General features: G+C 74.5%; 17 protein-coding genes. 2 read left to right on the forward strand and 15 right to left on the reverse strand.

The window, feature by feature from the left end:
* Nucleotide 1 precedes the first annotated feature (1 nt).
* Entirely contained in the window at nucleotides 2–310 is a 309-nt protein-coding gene (locus tag H1D33_RS13040) for a hypothetical protein (RefSeq protein ID WP_307755405.1), read from the forward strand.
* Nucleotides 268–1773 (forward strand): beta-1,3-glucanase family protein, encoded by a 1506-nt coding sequence (locus H1D33_RS13045; protein WP_307755406.1) that lies wholly within the window; start codon nucleotides 268–270, stop codon nucleotides 1771–1773. The genes H1D33_RS13040 and H1D33_RS13045 overlap by 43 nt, the downstream gene beginning before the upstream one ends.
* A gap of 101 nt (nucleotides 1774–1874) precedes the next feature.
* On the opposite strand, the gene pheT is transcribed toward H1D33_RS13045, so the two are convergent.
* From pheT to ribD, 15 genes are all read right to left on the reverse strand, one after another.
* Entirely contained in the window at nucleotides 1875–4424 is a 2550-nt protein-coding gene (gene pheT / locus H1D33_RS13050) for a phenylalanine--tRNA ligase subunit beta (RefSeq protein WP_181567811.1), read from the reverse strand.
* A gap of 27 nt (nucleotides 4425–4451) precedes the next feature.
* Nucleotides 4452–5513 (reverse strand): phenylalanine--tRNA ligase subunit alpha, encoded by a 1062-nt coding sequence (gene pheS / locus H1D33_RS13055; protein WP_181567810.1) that lies wholly within the window; start codon nucleotides 5511–5513, stop codon nucleotides 4452–4454.
* Nucleotides 5514–5687: 174 nt separating this feature from the next.
* On the reverse strand, nucleotides 5688–6569 hold the full coding sequence (locus H1D33_RS13060) for a TrmH family RNA methyltransferase (protein ID WP_181567809.1): 882 nt from the start codon (nucleotides 6567–6569) through the stop codon (nucleotides 5688–5690).
* 34 nt (nucleotides 6570–6603) lie between these two features.
* Nucleotides 6604–6996: a 50S ribosomal protein L20 gene (rplT, locus tag H1D33_RS13065; protein WP_030335718.1), complete on the reverse strand. Its 393-nt coding sequence runs from the start codon at nucleotides 6994–6996 to the stop codon at nucleotides 6604–6606.
* A gap of 32 nt (nucleotides 6997–7028) precedes the next feature.
* Entirely contained in the window at nucleotides 7029–7223 is a 195-nt protein-coding gene (rpmI, locus tag H1D33_RS13070; RefSeq protein ID WP_007075851.1) for a 50S ribosomal protein L35, read from the reverse strand.
* Nucleotides 7224–7241: 18 nt separating this feature from the next.
* A complete protein-coding gene (infC, locus tag H1D33_RS13075; RefSeq protein ID WP_181567808.1) occupies nucleotides 7242–7892 on the reverse strand; it encodes a translation initiation factor IF-3 in 651 nt (216 codons plus the stop codon).
* Between the two features lie 325 nt (nucleotides 7893–8217).
* The gene (locus H1D33_RS13080; protein ID WP_181567807.1) at nucleotides 8218–8691 is read right to left on the reverse strand and encodes a PH domain-containing protein; all 474 of its coding nucleotides are present in this window, start codon (nucleotides 8689–8691) and stop codon (nucleotides 8218–8220) included.
* On the reverse strand, nucleotides 8688–9650 hold the full coding sequence (locus H1D33_RS13085) for a DMT family transporter (RefSeq protein ID WP_181567806.1): 963 nt from the start codon (nucleotides 9648–9650) through the stop codon (nucleotides 8688–8690). The genes H1D33_RS13080 and H1D33_RS13085 overlap by 4 nt, the downstream gene beginning before the upstream one ends.
* Nucleotides 9647–10492, reverse strand: coding sequence for an ATP phosphoribosyltransferase (gene hisG / locus H1D33_RS13090; RefSeq protein WP_181567805.1), 846 nt, complete (start codon nucleotides 10490–10492; stop codon nucleotides 9647–9649). Before hisG ends, H1D33_RS13085 begins: the two co-directional genes overlap by 4 nt.
* A gap of 43 nt (nucleotides 10493–10535) precedes the next feature.
* Nucleotides 10536–10799: a phosphoribosyl-ATP diphosphatase gene (locus tag H1D33_RS13095; RefSeq protein WP_091577978.1), complete on the reverse strand. Its 264-nt coding sequence runs from the start codon at nucleotides 10797–10799 to the stop codon at nucleotides 10536–10538.
* 960 nt (nucleotides 10800–11759) lie between these two features.
* A complete protein-coding gene (gene ribH / locus H1D33_RS13100; RefSeq protein WP_181567804.1) occupies nucleotides 11760–12257 on the reverse strand; it encodes a 6,7-dimethyl-8-ribityllumazine synthase in 498 nt (165 codons plus the stop codon).
* A 4-nt stretch (nucleotides 12258–12261) separates the two neighbouring features.
* On the reverse strand, nucleotides 12262–13527 hold the full coding sequence (locus H1D33_RS13105; protein WP_181567803.1) for a bifunctional 3,4-dihydroxy-2-butanone-4-phosphate synthase/GTP cyclohydrolase II: 1266 nt from the start codon (nucleotides 13525–13527) through the stop codon (nucleotides 12262–12264).
* The gene (gene pnuC / locus H1D33_RS13110) at nucleotides 13524–14219 is read right to left on the reverse strand and encodes a nicotinamide riboside transporter PnuC (protein ID WP_181567802.1); all 696 of its coding nucleotides are present in this window, start codon (nucleotides 14217–14219) and stop codon (nucleotides 13524–13526) included. Before pnuC ends, H1D33_RS13105 begins: the two co-directional genes overlap by 4 nt.
* A complete protein-coding gene (locus H1D33_RS13115) occupies nucleotides 14216–14812 on the reverse strand; it encodes a riboflavin synthase (protein ID WP_181567801.1) in 597 nt (198 codons plus the stop codon). The genes pnuC and H1D33_RS13115 overlap by 4 nt, the downstream gene beginning before the upstream one ends.
* Nucleotides 14813–14814: 2 nt before the next feature.
* Nucleotides 14815–15876 carry a bifunctional diaminohydroxyphosphoribosylaminopyrimidine deaminase/5-amino-6-(5-phosphoribosylamino)uracil reductase RibD gene (gene ribD / locus H1D33_RS13120; protein WP_181567800.1) on the reverse strand — a complete coding sequence of 354 codons (1062 nt, stop codon included), beginning with the start codon at nucleotides 15874–15876 and terminating at the stop codon, nucleotides 14815–14817.
* Between the last annotated feature and the right edge of the window lie 54 nt (nucleotides 15877–15930).

Consider the following 15930-nt stretch of genomic DNA (forward strand, 5'->3'; position numbering starts at 1 on the left):
CGTGCCCACCCGTACCAAGATCCTGCGCGCCCTGCTCGCGCTCCTGGTCACCACCGCCTCCTCGATCGTGGCCGCCGCCTCCCTGGCCCACGCCACCGGTCCGAACCTGCTGCCCTTCACCGTCACCAACCACACCGGCCGCGCCGACGCCACCTGGCTCTACGTGCTCGGCACCGACCTGACCTCCGGCCGGCTCGGCCACGTCGACGCCGCCGGCTCGTTCACCCCCTGGCCGGCCGGCGGCCTGCCCCCACCCCCGCCCCCGACGTGGCCATCCCCGGCCCGGCGAACGGCGGCGCCACCGTGCTGAAGGTGCCGCGCAACATCTCCGGCCGGGTGTACGTCGCCTTCGGCGAGAAACTGCGGTTCCTGCTCACCCCGGACGGCCTGGTCCAGCCCGCGCCCTGGGCGCCCGGCGACCCCAACCGCGACGTCCTGTTCGACTGGTCCGAGTTCACCTACAACGACGCCGGGCTCTGGCTGAACAGCTCACAGGTCGACATGTTCGCCGTCCCGCACGTGGTCAGCGTGACCGGCGCGGACGGGACCACCCGGCACACCGGCCGGCTGGTCGACGACGGGCGGAACCGGGTCGTCGACGCGGTCCGCGCCCAGCCCGGCTGGGCCGGCGCGGTGCAGACCCGCGCCGACGGCACCGTGCTGCGCGTCCTCTCCCCCGGCAAGGCCGCCGACGCCGGCCTGTTCAGCGCCACTTACCTCGACCCGTACATCGCCTCGGCCTGGCAGGCGTACGCGACCAGGACGCTCACCGTGGCGCCCTTCGTCGAGCAGCCCGACGTCAGGTACTTCGGCCGGACCAGCGGCGACGTCATGACCTTCACCGACGGCTCCGGCCGACAGGTGGCGTCGTTCGCCAAGCCGTCCAGCTCCGACGTGTGGGACTGCGACGGCGCGCTCGCCGCCCCCAACGACCTCGTGGTCGGGCCGATCGCCCGCACCCTCTGCGCCGCGCTGCACCGCTCCACCCTGGCCGACCGCGACATCCAGCCCTCGGGCGGGCCGGGCGACTTCTACCGGGGCACGCTCACCAACCACTACTCCCGCATCGTGCACGCCACCATGGTCGACGGGAAGGCGTACGGGTTCGCCTTCGACGACGTGCTCAACCAGGAGTCGCTGGTGCACGACGGCGACCCGCGCGCCGCCGGGATCGACCTCAGCCCGTTCGGGCCGGGCGGCGGCCCGACCGACCCGCCGCCGAGCCCCACCCCCACGCCGACCTCGCCGGACCCCAGCCCCTCGGTGTCCGACAGCCCGTCGCCGGACCCGACCATGAGCCCCTTCTCGCCGCAGCTCTACCTCGGGGAGCCCGACCAGCTCCGGCAACGCCCGACGGGCGCCGCCCAGGCGACCATCGCGGCGGCCGGCGGCACCTGGGTCGGCACCCCGCACACGCCGCGGGTCTACCGGGCGGATCACCTGACCGCGCGGTGGACCGGCGGCGCCACCTCGTTCCGCCTGCTCGTCGACGCCGGCACCGCGGTCGGCAACGGCACCCAGCTCCGGGTCTCGTACGACCTCACCGGCGACGGCACCTGGGACCGGGTGGAGACCTACCACTACTACGCCACGGACCCGCTCCCCGGCTGGGAGGACTACACCCGGGACCGGGGGCTGGCCTCGGCCACCGGCGCCCTCGGCGACCTGCGGGACGGCAGCGTGCGGGTGGAGGTGTGGAACGCCATCGGCGGGGCCCCGAGCAGCCTCGGCGTGGGCGACGGGTCGCAGCTCACCCTGCCGTACGCCGGCTGAGACGACGACGGCCCGGCGGGAGATCCCGCCGGGCCGAACAGGTGTTAAGAGGGGGCCCCGCCTCTACCGTATGCGTTAAGCGGGGGCCCCTCCTTAACACCTCAGGCGCCGCGGAGGGTGGCGCCGAAGCGCTTGGCGGCGAGCGCCACCGCGGCGTCGCGGGCGGCCACCGCCTCCTCGCCGGCCAGCGTCCGGTCCGGGGCGCGGAACGTCAGCTTGTACGCCAGCGACCTGCGCCCGGCCCCGAGCTGCTCCGAGGCGTAGACGTCGAACAGCCGCACGTCCTCCAGCAGCTCGCCCGCGCCCTCGACCAGGGCCGCCCGCACCTCGGCCGCCGGCACCGCCTCGTCCACCACGAGCGCCACGTCGATCAGCGCCGGCGGGAACGTGGAGATCGCCGGACCGGCCGCCAGCGGCGCGGCGGGCAGCGCGTCCAGGTCCAGCTCCATGACGCTGGTGCGACGGGGCAGCTCCAGCGTCGCCACCACCGCCGGGTGCAGCTCACCGGCGTGCCCGACGACGACGTCGTCGACCAGCAGCTCGGCGCACCGCCCCGGGTGCCAGGGCGCGCGCTCGCCGGCCCGGACGGTGACCCGGTCGGCGGGGATGCCGGCCGCGTCGAGCACCGCCCGGCCCGCCTCGACCGCGTCCGCCCAGCCGGCCGGGCGGCCCGCGCCCCACCAGCCGGCCGGCTCGATCTCGCCGCACACCGCCACCGCGACGTGCCGCGGCTGCGCCGGCACCACCGCGTCGGCGGCGGCGAACTCCTCGTCGGTGGGACGCCGGTCCACCCCCATGGCCGGCGGGGAGCCGGCGCCCGGACGCGGGTGGAAGACCGCGCCGATCTCGTAGATCGCCACGTCCCGCTGACCCCGCCCGACGTTGCGCCGGACGATGCCGAGCAGCGGGCCGAGCAGCGTGGTGCGCAGCAGCGGCTCCTCCTCGGACAGCGGGTTGGCCACCCGCACCGCGGGACGGCGCGGGTCGTCGGCCGGCAGGCCGAGCTGGTCGACCAGCTCCGGCGCGACGAACGGCTGGGACAGCACCTCGACCCAGCCGCGCTCGGCGAGCGAGCGGGCCACCGCACGGCGGCGCTGCTGCGCCGCGGTGAGGCCCCGGCCGGGGCGCGCGGTGGGCAGCACCGACGGCACCCGGTCGTACCCGTCGAGGCGGACCACCTCCTCCACCAGGTCGGCCGGGTCGGTCAGGTCGGGCCGCCAGCTCGGCGGCGTCACGGTCAGCACCTCGCCGGCGCCCTCGGCGGCCACCCCGGCCGCGCCGGGGTCCTCGCCGAGCCGGTCGCCGCCGCGGGTGACCGCGCAGCCGACCTGCTCCAGCAGCTCCACCACCCGGTCCGCCGGGTAGGACACGCCGACCCGCCGCGACGGCAGGTCCGCCGGCAGCGTCACCGGCGAAAGCGGACGGACGTGGTCGAGGTCGAGCACCTCGGCGCCGGCCGTGCCGCCCGCCAGGTCGGTGAGCAGCCGGACCGCCTTCTCCAGCGCGACCAGCGGCAGGGCCGGGTCGACGCCCCGCTCCCAGCGCTTCGCGGCCTCGCTGAACAGCTTGTGCCGCCGCGCGGTGCGCCCGACCATCGCCGGGTCCCAGTGCGCGGCCTCGAACAGCACGTCCGTGGTGGAGGCGAGCACCTCGCTCGTCTCGCCACCCATCACCGCGGCCAGCGAGATCGGCCCCGTCTCGTCGCAGATGACCATGTCTTCGGCGACCAGGCTGCGGCTCACCCCGTCGAGCGTGGTCAGCTTCTCCCCCGGCTCGGCGCGGCGCACCACCAGCGGCCCGGCGATCCGGTCGGCGTCGAAGGCGTGCATCGGCTGGCCCAGTTCGAGCATCAGGTAGTTGGTGATGTCGACCGGCAGCGAGATGCTGCGCACGCCGGCCGCGGTGAGCCGCTGCCGCATCCACCCGGGTGTGGAGACGGTCGGGTCGACGCCGCGCACCATCCGGGCGGCGAACCGGTCGCAGCCGACCGTGTCGCGCACCTCGACCGGGTACGCCGGCTCGGCGGTGCCGCCGGTGGCCGGCGCGTCGGCCGGGTCGCGGAACGGCACGCCGAGCGCGTGCGACAGCTCCCGGGCGATGCCGCGGACACTGAGCGCGTACCCCCGGTCCGGGGTGATCTCCATCTCGACCACCACGTCGTCCAGGCCGACGATCGGACGCGCGTCGTCGCCGGGCTGGGCCTTGACGTCCGCGGGCAGCACGATGATGCCCGAGTGGTCGTCGCCCAGGCCCAACTCCTGCGCCGAGCAGATCATCCCGTGGGAGTTGCGCCCGTACGTCTTGCGCGCGCCGATGGCGAAGTTACCGGGCAGCACGCCGCCGGGCAGGATCACCACGACCTTGTCGCCCGGGGCGAAGTTGCGCGCCCCGCAGACGATCTCCTGCGGCTCGCCGGTGCCGTTCGCGGCGCCCACGTCCACCCGGCAGAAGCGGATCGGCTTCTTGAAGCCGGTCAGCTCCTCGATGTCCAGGACCTCGCCGACGACCAGCGGACCGGTGACCGTCTCCCGCAGGTCCACGATCGACTCGACCTCGATGCCGAGGTCGACCAGCGCCTGCTCCAGGTCGCCGGTGGGCAGGTCGGCCGGGAGGTCGACGTACTCCCGCAACCAACTGACAGAAACTCGCATGACTGTTCTACCGCCGTTTCCCGTAGCTCAGGCGCCGAACGCGCGGGTGAACCGCACGTCGCCCTCGGCCATGTCCCGCATGTCGCTGACCCCGTGCCGGACCATCACGGTCCGGTCGATGCCCATCCCGAACGCGAATCCGGAGTAGACCTCCGGGTCGATGCCGCAGGCGCGCAGCACCCGCGGGTTGACCATGCCGCAGCCACCCCACTCGACCCACTGCGGCCCATCCCGGTGCTCCGGGAACCAGACGTCGAACTCCGCCGACGGCTCGGTGAACGGGAAGTAGTGCGGCCGCCAGCGAGTCTTCGCGCCCTCGCCGAACATCGCCCGGGCGAAGTGGTCCAGCGTGCCGCGCAGGTGCGCCATGGTGATGCCCTTGTCCACCACCAGGCCCTCGACCTGGTGGAAGACCGGCGCGTGGGTCGCGTCCAGCTCGTCGGTGCGGTAGACCCGGCCGGGCACCACCACGTAGATCGGCGGCGTGCGGCTGAGCATGGTGCGCGCCTGCACCGGCGAGGTGTGGGTCCGCAGCACCAGGCCCGAGCCTTCGGGGGCGATGTGGAACGTGTCCATCAGCCCGCGCGCCGGGTGGTCGGCCGGGATGTTGAGCGCGTCGAAGTTGGTCCACTCCAGCTCGACCTCGGGCCCCTCGGCCACCTCGTAGCCCATGCCGATGAACAGGTCGCTGATCTGCTCCATCAGCACGGTCAGCGGGTGGCGGGCGCCGCGCGGCCGGCGGTCGAAGGGCAGGGTCACGTCGACCCGCTCCTCCACCAGCACCCGCTCGGCCTGCTCCCGGTCCAGGATCTCCTGCCGGGCGGCGTACGCGGACTCGACGGCGCGGCGGGCCTCGTTGACCCGCTTGCCGGCGTCGGACTTCGCGGCCGGCGGCAACGCGCCGATCTCCCGGCGGGCCAGCGACACCGGGGACCGGTCCCCCAGGTGGGCCGGGCGCAGCGCGCTCAGCGCGTCCGGGTCGGCGGCGGCGGCGAACGCCTTCTCGGCGTCGGCCACGGCCGCGGCCAGGGCGTCCGGGTCGAGCAGGGCGACCTGCTTCGGGTCGTACGGATCGTTGCGGTAGCTCATGGTGAACGGGCACTCCCTCACGGCGGCGCCGGCCCTTCCACAGGGCGGCCAGGCGAGTCTACGGACGCGCGGCTTCGCCGCAGCCCGCCGGTGGGAGTCGTGCAGGGAGGAAGGGTCAGGCCTGCCGCCCGCCGACACCGGCGGGCTGGCTAAACGAACGCCGTGGCGCGTTCATCACGAGGCGGACTCCCCTGCTGTGTGCTGCGTCATCGTGGAACGACGCAGTGCTCTGGCCGAAGAATACAGGCAGACGGCCGCCGCCGCAGCCAGATTAAGGCTCTCGGCGCGCCCGTGCAGCGGCACCCGGACCCGGGCGTCGGCCGCGGCGGTCAGCTCGTCCGGCAGGCCGTGCGCCTCCGAGCCGAACAGCCAGGCGGTGGGGGCGGCGAGCCGGCCGGCGTCGGCGAGGTCGTCCAGGTCGCTGTCGCCGTACCCGGTGGTGGCCAGCACGGACAGCCCGGCGGCCCGCAGCGCCTCGACCACCCGGAGCGGGTCGTCGGCGCGAACCACGTCGACGTGGAACAGGCTGCCGGCGGAGGCGCGCACGCACTTGCCGTTGTAGGGGTCGACGGCCTCGCCGGCGAGGACCACCGCGCCCGCGCCGGCCGCGTCGGCGGTGCGCAGCACGGTCCCGGCGTTGCCCGGGTCGCGGATCCCGGCGAGCACCGCGACCAGGCGCGGCCCGCGCGCCAGGGCGTCGGCCAGGGGTACGTCGAGGTGCCGGCAGACCGCCACCAGGCCCTGCGGGGCCACCGTCTCGGTGAGCGCGGCCAGGGCGTCGTCGGTGACCTCGGAGACCGGCACGTCGGCGCGGGCGGCGGTGGCCGCGAGGTCGGCGTACCGGTCCAGCGCGGCCGGGGTGCCGAACAGCTCGACCACCGTGGCGTCGCGGGCGAGCGCCTCGCGGACCGCCTGCGGACCCTCGGCCAGGAACCGGCCGGCCTGCTCACGGTCGCGCCGGCGGTGCAGCCGGCGGGCCGCCACCACCCTCGGGGTACGCGGGGTGAACGGGCCGGGAACAGCGTCGAGGCGCCTCCCCTGCGACGGTGACTGCATGGGAGACGCCTCGATCTGCCGTACGGGTGGTGGGTCAGGCGGCCTGGGCCGCGGCGCCACCGGTGCCCTCGGCCGCCACGGCGGCGCGGGCCAGCTCGACGATCGCCGCGAACGCGGCGGCGTCGTTGACGGCCAGGTCGGCCAGGATCTTGCGGTCGACCTCGATGCCGGCCAGGCGCAGGCCCTGGATCAGCCGGTTGTAGGTCATGCCGTTGGCCCGGGCCCCGGCGTTGATCCGCTGGATCCAGAGCTGCCGGAAGTCGCCCTTGCGGTCGCGACGGTCCCGGTAGGCGTACTGCATCGAGTGCAGCACCTGCTCCTTGGCCTTGCGGTAGAGCCGGGAGCGCTGACCGCGGTAACCGCTCGCGGTCTCCAGCAGGGTACGACGCTTCTTCTGGGCGTTAACAGCCCGCTTGACGCGTGCCATCTCAACTCCTTCTTCGGTTCAGGTGGCTCGCGTCAGCGGCCGAGCAGCTTCTTGATGCGCTTGGTGTCGGCCTTGGCCAGCTCGACCGTGCCGGTCAGCCGCCGGGTCTGGGTGGAGGGCTTCTTCTCCAGGTTGTGGCGGAGGCCGGCCTGCTGGGCAACGATCTTGCCCTTGCCGGTCACCTTGACCCGCTTGCCCATACCCGTGTGGCTCTTCATCTTCGGCATGTGGAACGTCTCTCCCTGTTACTGGCCGCTGGTGTCAGCGGTCGGGCCGGTCTCACCGGCTGCTGCGGTCTCGCCGGCCGCCGGGGCCTCGCCACCCGCCGCGGCTCCGGGCTCCTCCGCGGCACGGTCCCGAGGACCACCGCGCGACGCCGTGGCGGCGACCGCGGAGGCCTTGACGGCCCGGTGCGGAGCGAGAACCATGATCATGTTTCGACCGTCCTGCTTCGGAGCGGCCTCGACGTATCCCAGGTCCGTGATCTCGGACTCGAGCCGGCGCAGGAGCCGGTAACCCAGCTCCGGGCGGCTCTGCTCGCGACCGCGGAACATGATCGTCACCTTGACCTTGTCGCCCGCCTTGAGGAACCGCACCACGTGACCCTTCTTGGTCTCGTAGTCGTGCGGGTCGATCTTCGGCCGGAGCTTCATCTCCTTGATGACGGTCTGCTGCTGGTTACGCCGCGCTTCGCGCGCCTTGAGTGCGCTCTCGTACTTGAACTTGCCGAAGTCCATGAGCTTGCACACCGGCGGGCGCGCCATCGGCGCAACCTCGACCAGGTCCAGGTCGACGTCCGCGGCCAGCTGCAGGGCGCGCTCCAGCGGGACGATGCCCACCTGCTCACCCTCAGGGCCGACCAGTCGGACCTCACGTGCCCGGATCTGCTCGTTCACGCGTGGTTCGACGCTGATGTGGCCTCCTCGAGTCGAGTGTCCTACGGTGCCGACTCCGTGGGCTCCCGGGCGGGAGCCGACCCGGAAAGCAGAAGGCCCCGGCGTATGCCAGGGCCCACTCGACCGGTCGGCACGATCACAGGATCGCGCATCCGGCCTCGGGACGTGCCCGAAACCGGGGACCGGACCCGGACACCTGGACGGCGACTCGGGTGGGAGCGGGCGCTCCGCTTCGCGACCGCCCGCTCGTCAGGGACGGGGGCAGTCTGGTCGACTCCGCAACACTACACCCCCGGCCCAGGTCGACCCAAACCGGGCCCGCAGGTCAGCGGGACGTCGGGTGGCCGGCGGCCAGCGCGGCCAGGTGCGCCTGGTGCAGGCGGCGCAGGGCGCGGACCGCCTCGACCGCGCTCTCCTTGTCGGCCGCCTGCAACGCGACCATCGGCAGCAGGTCGTCGTCGTGCAGCTCCAGGCTCGCCCACGGGGCGCCGCGATCGAACCGGACCCCGCGGATCACCTCCCAGGGCAGCTCGTAGGAGCCGATCACGTTGCGCACCCGCACGCCCCGAGCGTCGGCGACCACGCGGGGGCGGGTGAACAGCAGGAACCCGAGCGCGCCGAAGACGCCCAGCCCGACCATGGCGAACTGGTCGCCACGCTGGAACGAGCCGTAGCCGTCACCGGTGGCGCCGGTCAGCGACGTCGCGACCAGGCTGAACACGACCACCAGCGTGATCGCCGACGCCCAGCAGACCACCCGGATGCGGCGGGGCCGCACGGTCACCACGGAATCGCTCACCCGACCAGTCTGCCATCCGGTTCGTGCCCAGGTTCCACCGCCACACGGGCCGGCGCCCGCCGCCGCACGCCGGCCACCAGCACCGCCAGCAGCGTCAGCACGGCGCCGGCCAGCACCGGCAGCCGGACGCCGGCACCGCCGGGCAGCACCAGGTCCAGCAGCAGCGCGCCACCGAGCTGCCCGGCCACCAGCGCCAGGCCGGTCCGCAGCACCCCGGCGGCGCGCACGCCGACCAGCAGGGCGAGCACGATGCCGACGCCGAACACGCCGCCGACGTAGAGCCACCACTCGGTGGGCCAGCGCGGCTGGCCGGCCAGCGACCCGGCCAGCACCGCCACCGCGCCGATCACCGTCGTGCTGACCACGAAGTTCACCGCCAGCCCGGCGGCCGGCCCGATGCCGGCCGCGACCCGGCCGTTGAGCGCGGACTGCAGGGACACCGCCAGCCCGGCCACGACCGAGAGCAGCACCAGCCCGACCGCCAGGTCGCCGACCGGCCGGCCGAGCTGCGCGAGGGCCACCGCGCCGACGCCGAGCGCCGCGCCGGCCACCCGGGGCACGGTGAGCGGCAGCCGCCCGCGGGCGGCCAGCCCGGCCCGGTCGACGGCCAGGCCGCCGAGGCTGCCGCCGGCCACCTGGGCGATGGTGAACACCGCCACCCCGAGCACCGGCACCGCCACCGGGGCGGTCAGCACGATCACCGCGCCGCCGAACCCGCCGAGGTAGGACCACCAGGGCAGGCCGGCGCGGCGCAGCCCGGCCAGCCCGGCCCGCATCGCCGGGACCACGGCCAGCCCGGCCAGCACGATCAGGCAGCCGCCAAGGTTGTTGACCACCGCGCCGAGCACCGGATCGCCGGTCCGCTCCCCCAGCTCCGCGTTGACCACGCCCTGGGCGGCCGAGGCGACACCACCCAGGACGACGACGGTCAGCGCGGCCGGGAGCGGCAGCGGCCTCACAGCCGGCAGGCGTGGATGTTGGTGACCAGGATCGCCCGGGCGCCCAGCTCGTACAGCTCGTCCATGATCCGGTGCACGTCGTCGCGCAACACCATGGCCTGCACCGCGACCCAGCCCTCCCGGTGCAGCGGCGAGACGGTGGGCGACTCGATGCCCGGGGTGAGCGCGCTGGCCCGGTCGAGCAGCCCGGCCGGCACGTCGTAGGCGAGCATCACGTAACGGCGGGCCACCAGCACGCCGTGCAGCCGGCGCTGGAGCTGCTCCTGCTGGGCCCCGCCGGGCGCGCCGGCGCGGCGCACCAGCACCGCCGAGGACCGCAGCAGCGGCTCGCCGAAGACCACCAGGCCGGCCTGGCGCAGCGTGGCGCCGGTCTCCACCACGTCGGCGACCACGTCGGCCACGCCGAGCCGGATGGCGTTCTCGACCGCGCCGTCGAGCCGGATCACCTCGGCCTTGACGTCCAGCTCGGCCAGGTGCCGCTCGACCAGCCCCGGGTACGCGGTGGCGATCCGGTGTCCGCCCAGCGCCCGTACGTCGTCGACGTCCTGCGGGCGGGCGGCGAAGCGGAAGGTGGCCCGGGCGAAGGCGAGGTCCACCATCTCCTCGGCTGGCGCGCCGGAGTCGATCAGCAGGTCCCGCCCGGTGATGCCGACGTCCAGGTCGCCGGAACCGACGTAGGTGGCGATGTCCTTGGGACGCAGGTAGAAGAACTCGATGTCGTTGGGCTCGTCCCGGCAGACCAGGTCCTTCGGGTCGGTGCGCTGGCGGTAGCCCGCCTCGCGCAGCATCCCGGCGGCCGACTCGGCCAGGGCGCCCTTGTTGGGTACGGCGACGCGCAGCATGGAAGTGCTCCTTCGTTCGATCGGATGATCAGCGGACGGGCACTCACAGATGTCGGTAGACGTCCTTCAGGTCGAGACCGGTGGCCAGCATCAGCACCTGCGCCTGGTAGAGCAGTTGGGAGATCTCCTCGGCGGCCCGCTCCGGGCCCTCGTGCTCGGCGGCCATCCACGACTCGGCCGCCTCCTCGACGACCTTCTTGCCGATGAAGTGCACGCCCTTGGCGAGCGCGTCGACCGTGCCCGAGCCCGGGGTGCCGGCGGCGGCCTTGGCCTGCAGCTCGGCGAACAACTCCTCGAACGTCTTCACGGAAGGCGATTCTTCCAGCCGCCCCGGGTGACCCCGTCGACCGGGTCCGCCCCCGTCGCCCACCTCACCACCCGTCCTCATCGATCGGCCCCGGCGAGGACGCCGTGCGCACCGCAGTCACCGCCCACCCGGTCGTCGACAGCCCCTGACCACGCCACCCGCCACCGCCACCCCACCGTCGCCACCCACCGTCGCCACCCGCCACCCCCACCACCGCCCGCCACCACCGCCATGCCGACCAGGAGGCCGAGCGTGGCGCCGAGCGGCTTCCACCGGCCGACGAGACGGGCGCAGGCGGACCCCACCACCGCCCACAGACGCCCCCGTCCCGGCGCCGACCAGCCGCCCTCCTGCCCACGCTCCTGACCCCGTCCGCTCCCCGCCTGTCCCGCGCCGGACAGGTCGGCAGGCGACCCCGCCCCCGCACCGACGGCACTCCTGTCCCTCACCGCGCCTATGGAGCTGATATCACCACCGACTCACCCGACCCAACCCCGTCGATCATGAAGTTAGCGGCACTCCGCGTCCGAATTGTCACCGCCAACTTCATGATCAACGCCCGAACCCGCGCGTCGGGGGCGTGATCAAGGAGTTCGCGTCGCCGGGGAGATCAACTCCGGCACGAACTCCTTGATCACCCGCCGGTGTCCACCCGGTGGCTGCTGGACGGGGGGCGCCGAGTCGTTGGGAGCTGGAGGGGGTGACACGGGTGAGGGGTGAGGGGTGAGTCGTTTGCGCTGTCAGCTCCAAAGGCGGGGACAGGAGTGCCGCCGGTGGGCGGTCGCCGGTCTGCGATTATTCCGGCGCGGGCAGGGGCGGGCAGACGCGGTCGAGCGCGGGCAGACACGGTCGAGCGCGGGCAGACGCGGTGGAGCGCGGGCAGAACCGTCGGGCGCGGGCGGGTGCGGGCGGACACGAACGGGCGCGGGCAGACGCGGGCGGGGGCCGGGGCGGGGGCGGTCAGGCGAAGCCGACGCGGTGGGCGTTGGCGGCGTCCAGGCCGCGGATCGCCAGCGCGGCCTCCAGGGCCGCCACGGTGGCCGCCCAGCCCTTGTCCTCGGCCGAGCCGGGCAGCCCGGCCCGGTCCCGGGCCTGCTCGATGGTGTCCACGGTGAGCACGCCGTGCGCCACCGGCTTGCCCTCGTCCAGCGCCACCCGGGTCAGCCCCTCGGTCACCGACTGGCACACGTAGTCGAAGTGCGCGGTCGCGCCGCGTACCACGACGCCGAGCGCGACCACCACGTCGAAGCGCCGGGCCATCGCCTGCGCCACCACCGGGAGCTCCACCGAGCCGGCCACCCGGGCCACCACGGCCCGCGCCCCGCACGCCTGCGCGGCGGCCACCGCGCGCTCGGCCATGTGGTCGGTCAGCTCGCCGTGCCAGCGCGCGGCCACCACGCCGACGGTCAGCCCGGCCGCGTCCACCGCGGGTGCGCCCGGCTCCCCGAAACCCGCCATCGTCCTACGCTCCGATCTCGTCACCGGCGACCGGACGCCCCATCGGCGCCTCGGTCACCTCGTCCAGTCCTTCCAGGAGGTGACCCATCCGGTCCCGCTTGGTGCGCAGGTAGCGCACGTTCTCCGGGTTGGACCGCACGGGCAGCCCCTCCCGGCCGGTCACGGTGAGGCCGTACCCCTCCAGGCCGGCCCGCTTGGCCGGGTTGTTGGTCAGCAGCCGCATCGAGCGGACGCCGAGGTCGTACAGGATCTGCGCGCCGGTGCCGTAGTCGCGCGCGTCGGCCGGCAGGCCCAGGTCGAGGTTCGCGTCCACGGTGTCGCGCCCCTGGTCCTGCAACTGGTACGCCTGCAGCTTGTGCAGCAGGCCGATGCCGCGACCCTCGTGCCCGCGTACGTAGAGCACCACCCCGCGCCCCTCCTCGGCGACCCGGGCCAGCGCGGCCTGCAACTGGGGGCCGCAGTCGCAGCGCAGCGAGCCGAACACGTCCCCGGTGAGGCACTCGGAGTGCACCCGCACCAGCACGTCCCGCCCGTCGCCGAGGTCGCCGAAGACCAGCGCGACGTGCTCGGCCGAGTCGTGCTCGGCGCGGTAGCCGTACGCCCGGAACACGCCGTACGGGGTGGGCATCCGCGCCTCGGCGGCCAGCTCCACCTGCTTCTCGGTGCGCCGCCGGTAGGCGATCAGGTCGGCGATGGTGATCAGCGTGAGGCCGTGCTCGGCGCAGAACTTCTCCAGGTCCGGCAGGCGCATCATGGTGCCGTCGTCGTTGACCATCTCGCAGAGCACGCCGGCCGGGCGCAACCCGGCCAGCCGGGTCAGGTCCACCGCCGCCTCGGTGTGCCCGGCCCGGCGCAGCACCCCGCCGGCACGGGCGCGCAACGGCACCACGTGACCCGGGCGGGCCAGGTCGGTCGGGTCGGTGCCGGCGTCGGCGAGCAGCCGGATGGTGTGCGACCGGTCGGCGGCCGAGATGCCGGTGCCGACCCCCTCGCGGGCGTCCACGGTCACCGTGTACGCGGTGCCGCGCCGGTCCTGGTTGGTGTGGTGCATCGGCGGCAGGTCCAGCCGGTCGCACTCGTCCTCGGTCAGCGGCACGCAGATGTAGCCGGAGGTGTAGCGGACCATGAACGCCACCAGCTCCGGGGTGGCCAGCTCGGCCGCGAAGATCAGGTCGCCCTCGTTCTCCCGGTCCTCGTCGTCGACCACGACGACGGCCCGGCCGGCGGCGATGTCCGCCACCGCCTGCTCGATCGAACCGAAACTGGTCATGCCACGACCTCCGAGTACGTCGCCGGGATCCGGGTGCGGTCGGCCGCCGCCCGGGAGGTGCGCCACCAGGTGAGGAAGCCGGCCGCGCAGAACGCGCCGTAGACCAGGTACATGGCGGCCGAGGGGTAGAAGCCGCCGCGCAGCAGCAGCGGTACGCCGACCGCGTCGACGGCGATCCAGACCAGCCAGAACTCCACCCAGCCCCGGGCCATGCCGTAGGTGGCGAGCAGGCTGCCGACCAGGATCCAGGCGTCCGGCAGCGGGCCCCACGAGCCCAGCGCGGCCAGCACGGGATAGGCCGCGGCCGTGCCGGCGACCGCGGCGACGAGCAGGCCCAGCCGCTCCCGCCAGGTGGCCCAGCGCGGCACCACGGCCGGCTCACCGGCCCCGCCGGAGCGGCGGTTGCGCGACCAGCGCCACCAGCCGTAGACGCTCACCGCGAAGAAGAAGACCTGCCGGCCGGCCTGGCCGTAGAGGTCGTGCGCCTGCGGGGTGGCGAAGACGCCGCCGAGGAACACGGTGAACAGCAGCCCGTTGCCGATCATGCCGACCGGCCAGGCCCAGACCACCCGGCGCAGCCCGAGCAGCGCCGAGGCGAGCCCGAAGACGTTGCCGACGATCTCCCGGACCAGCACCGGCGAGCCGGCGACGTGCACCTGGGCGTCGAGCAGCCAGCCGAGCGGGCCGGTCACCGCGCGCCGCCCATCAGCCGCTCGACGTACTTGGCCAGCACGTCGACCTCCAGGTTGACCGGGTCGCCGACCTGCTTCGTGCCGAGCACGGTGAGCTTCAGCGTGGTCGGAATGAGCCCGACCGAGAACCAGTCGTCGCCCACCTCGGCGACGGTCAGCGACACGCCGTCGACGGTGATCGAGCCCTTCTCCACCACGTAGCGGGCCAGCTCGGCCGGCAGCCGGAACCGGACCGTCTCCCACCGGGCGGCCGGTTCCCGGGCGACGACCTCGCCGACGCCGTCGACGTGCCCCTGCACCAGGTGCCCGCCGAGGCGGCTGTTCAGCGCGGCGGCCCGCTCCAGGTTGACCGGGTCGCCGGGGCGCAGCGCCCCGAGCGCGGTGCGGCGCAGCGTCTCGCCCATCACGTCGGCGGTGAAGACGCCGCCGTCGACGTCGACCACGGTCAGGCAGACCCCGTTGACCGCGATGGAGTCGCCGTGGCGGGCGTCCGAGGTGACCAGCGGGCCGCGGATGGCGACCAGCGCCGAGTCGTCCCCGGTCTCGGTGCTCCGGACGATCTCGCCCAGCTCCTCGACGATGCCGGTGAACATGTTCAGGCCTCCCTCTTCCGGGGCAGCGCGGTGATCCGCAGGTCGGGGCCGACCTGCGTAACGTCGGTGATCTCCAGGTCGATGGCGTCGGCGATGGTCGTCACGCCCGCGTCGAGCAGGGCGGTGGGGCCGGCGCCGAGCAGTCTCGGCGCGACGTAGCCGACGATCCGGTCGACCAGGCCGGCGGCGAGGAACGCGCCGGCCAGCGTGGGGCCGCCCTCCAGCAGCGCGGCCCGCACGCCGCGGTGGTGCAGTTCGGCCAGCAGCGCCACCAGGTCGACCCGGCCGTCCGGGCCGGCGCCGACCTCCGCGGCGGTCGCCACCCAGGTGCGCGCCGCGCCGTCGCGGACCCGGGCGTCGGCCGGGGTACGCCCCGAGCTGTCCACCACCACCCGCAGCGGCTGCCGGATGGCGAGCGTGCCGTCGCGCAGGTTGCGGGCGGTGAGCCGGGGGTCGTCGGCGAGCACGGTGCCCACCCCGGCGACGACCGCGTCGACGGTGCCGCGCAGCGCGTGCACGTCGGTCCGGGCCGCCTCCGAGGTGATCCACATGCTGGTGCCGTCGGCAGCGGCGGAGCGCCCGTCGAGCGTGGCCGCATACTTCCAGATCACGTACGGCCAGCCCCGGCGCATCGAGGTGAGCCAGGCGATGTTGCCGGCCTCGGCCTCCGCGCCGCGTACCCCGAGGGTGACCTGGACCCCGGCGGCGCGCAGCGTGGCCGCGCCACCGGAGGCGACCGGGTTGGGGTCGGGCACGGCGACCACCACGTGGGCCACCCCGGCGGCGATGAGCGCGTGACTGCAGGGGCCGGTGCGGCCGGTGTGGTCGCAGGGTTCCAGCGTGACCACCGCCGTGCCGCCGCGGGCGCGCGTGCCGGCCTGCGCCAGCGCGACGATCTCGGCGTGCGGCCCGCCGGCGTACGCGTGGAAGCCCTCGCCGACGACCTCGCCGTCGGCGTCGAGCAGCAGGCAGCCGACGACCGGGTTGGGGCTGGTGGCGCCGAGGCCGCGGGCGGCCAGTTCGACGGCGCGACGCATCGCCTCGTCGACGGAGACGCTCGCCATGACCTGCCCTGCCCTCCCGCTCGCCGGTCACGCGCGGGCGGGTCGGGAAGCAGC

It is taken from the genome of Micromonospora ferruginea (genome assembly GCF_013694245.2).
Taxonomy (GTDB): domain Bacteria; phylum Actinomycetota; class Actinomycetes; order Mycobacteriales; family Micromonosporaceae; genus Micromonospora; species Micromonospora robiginosa.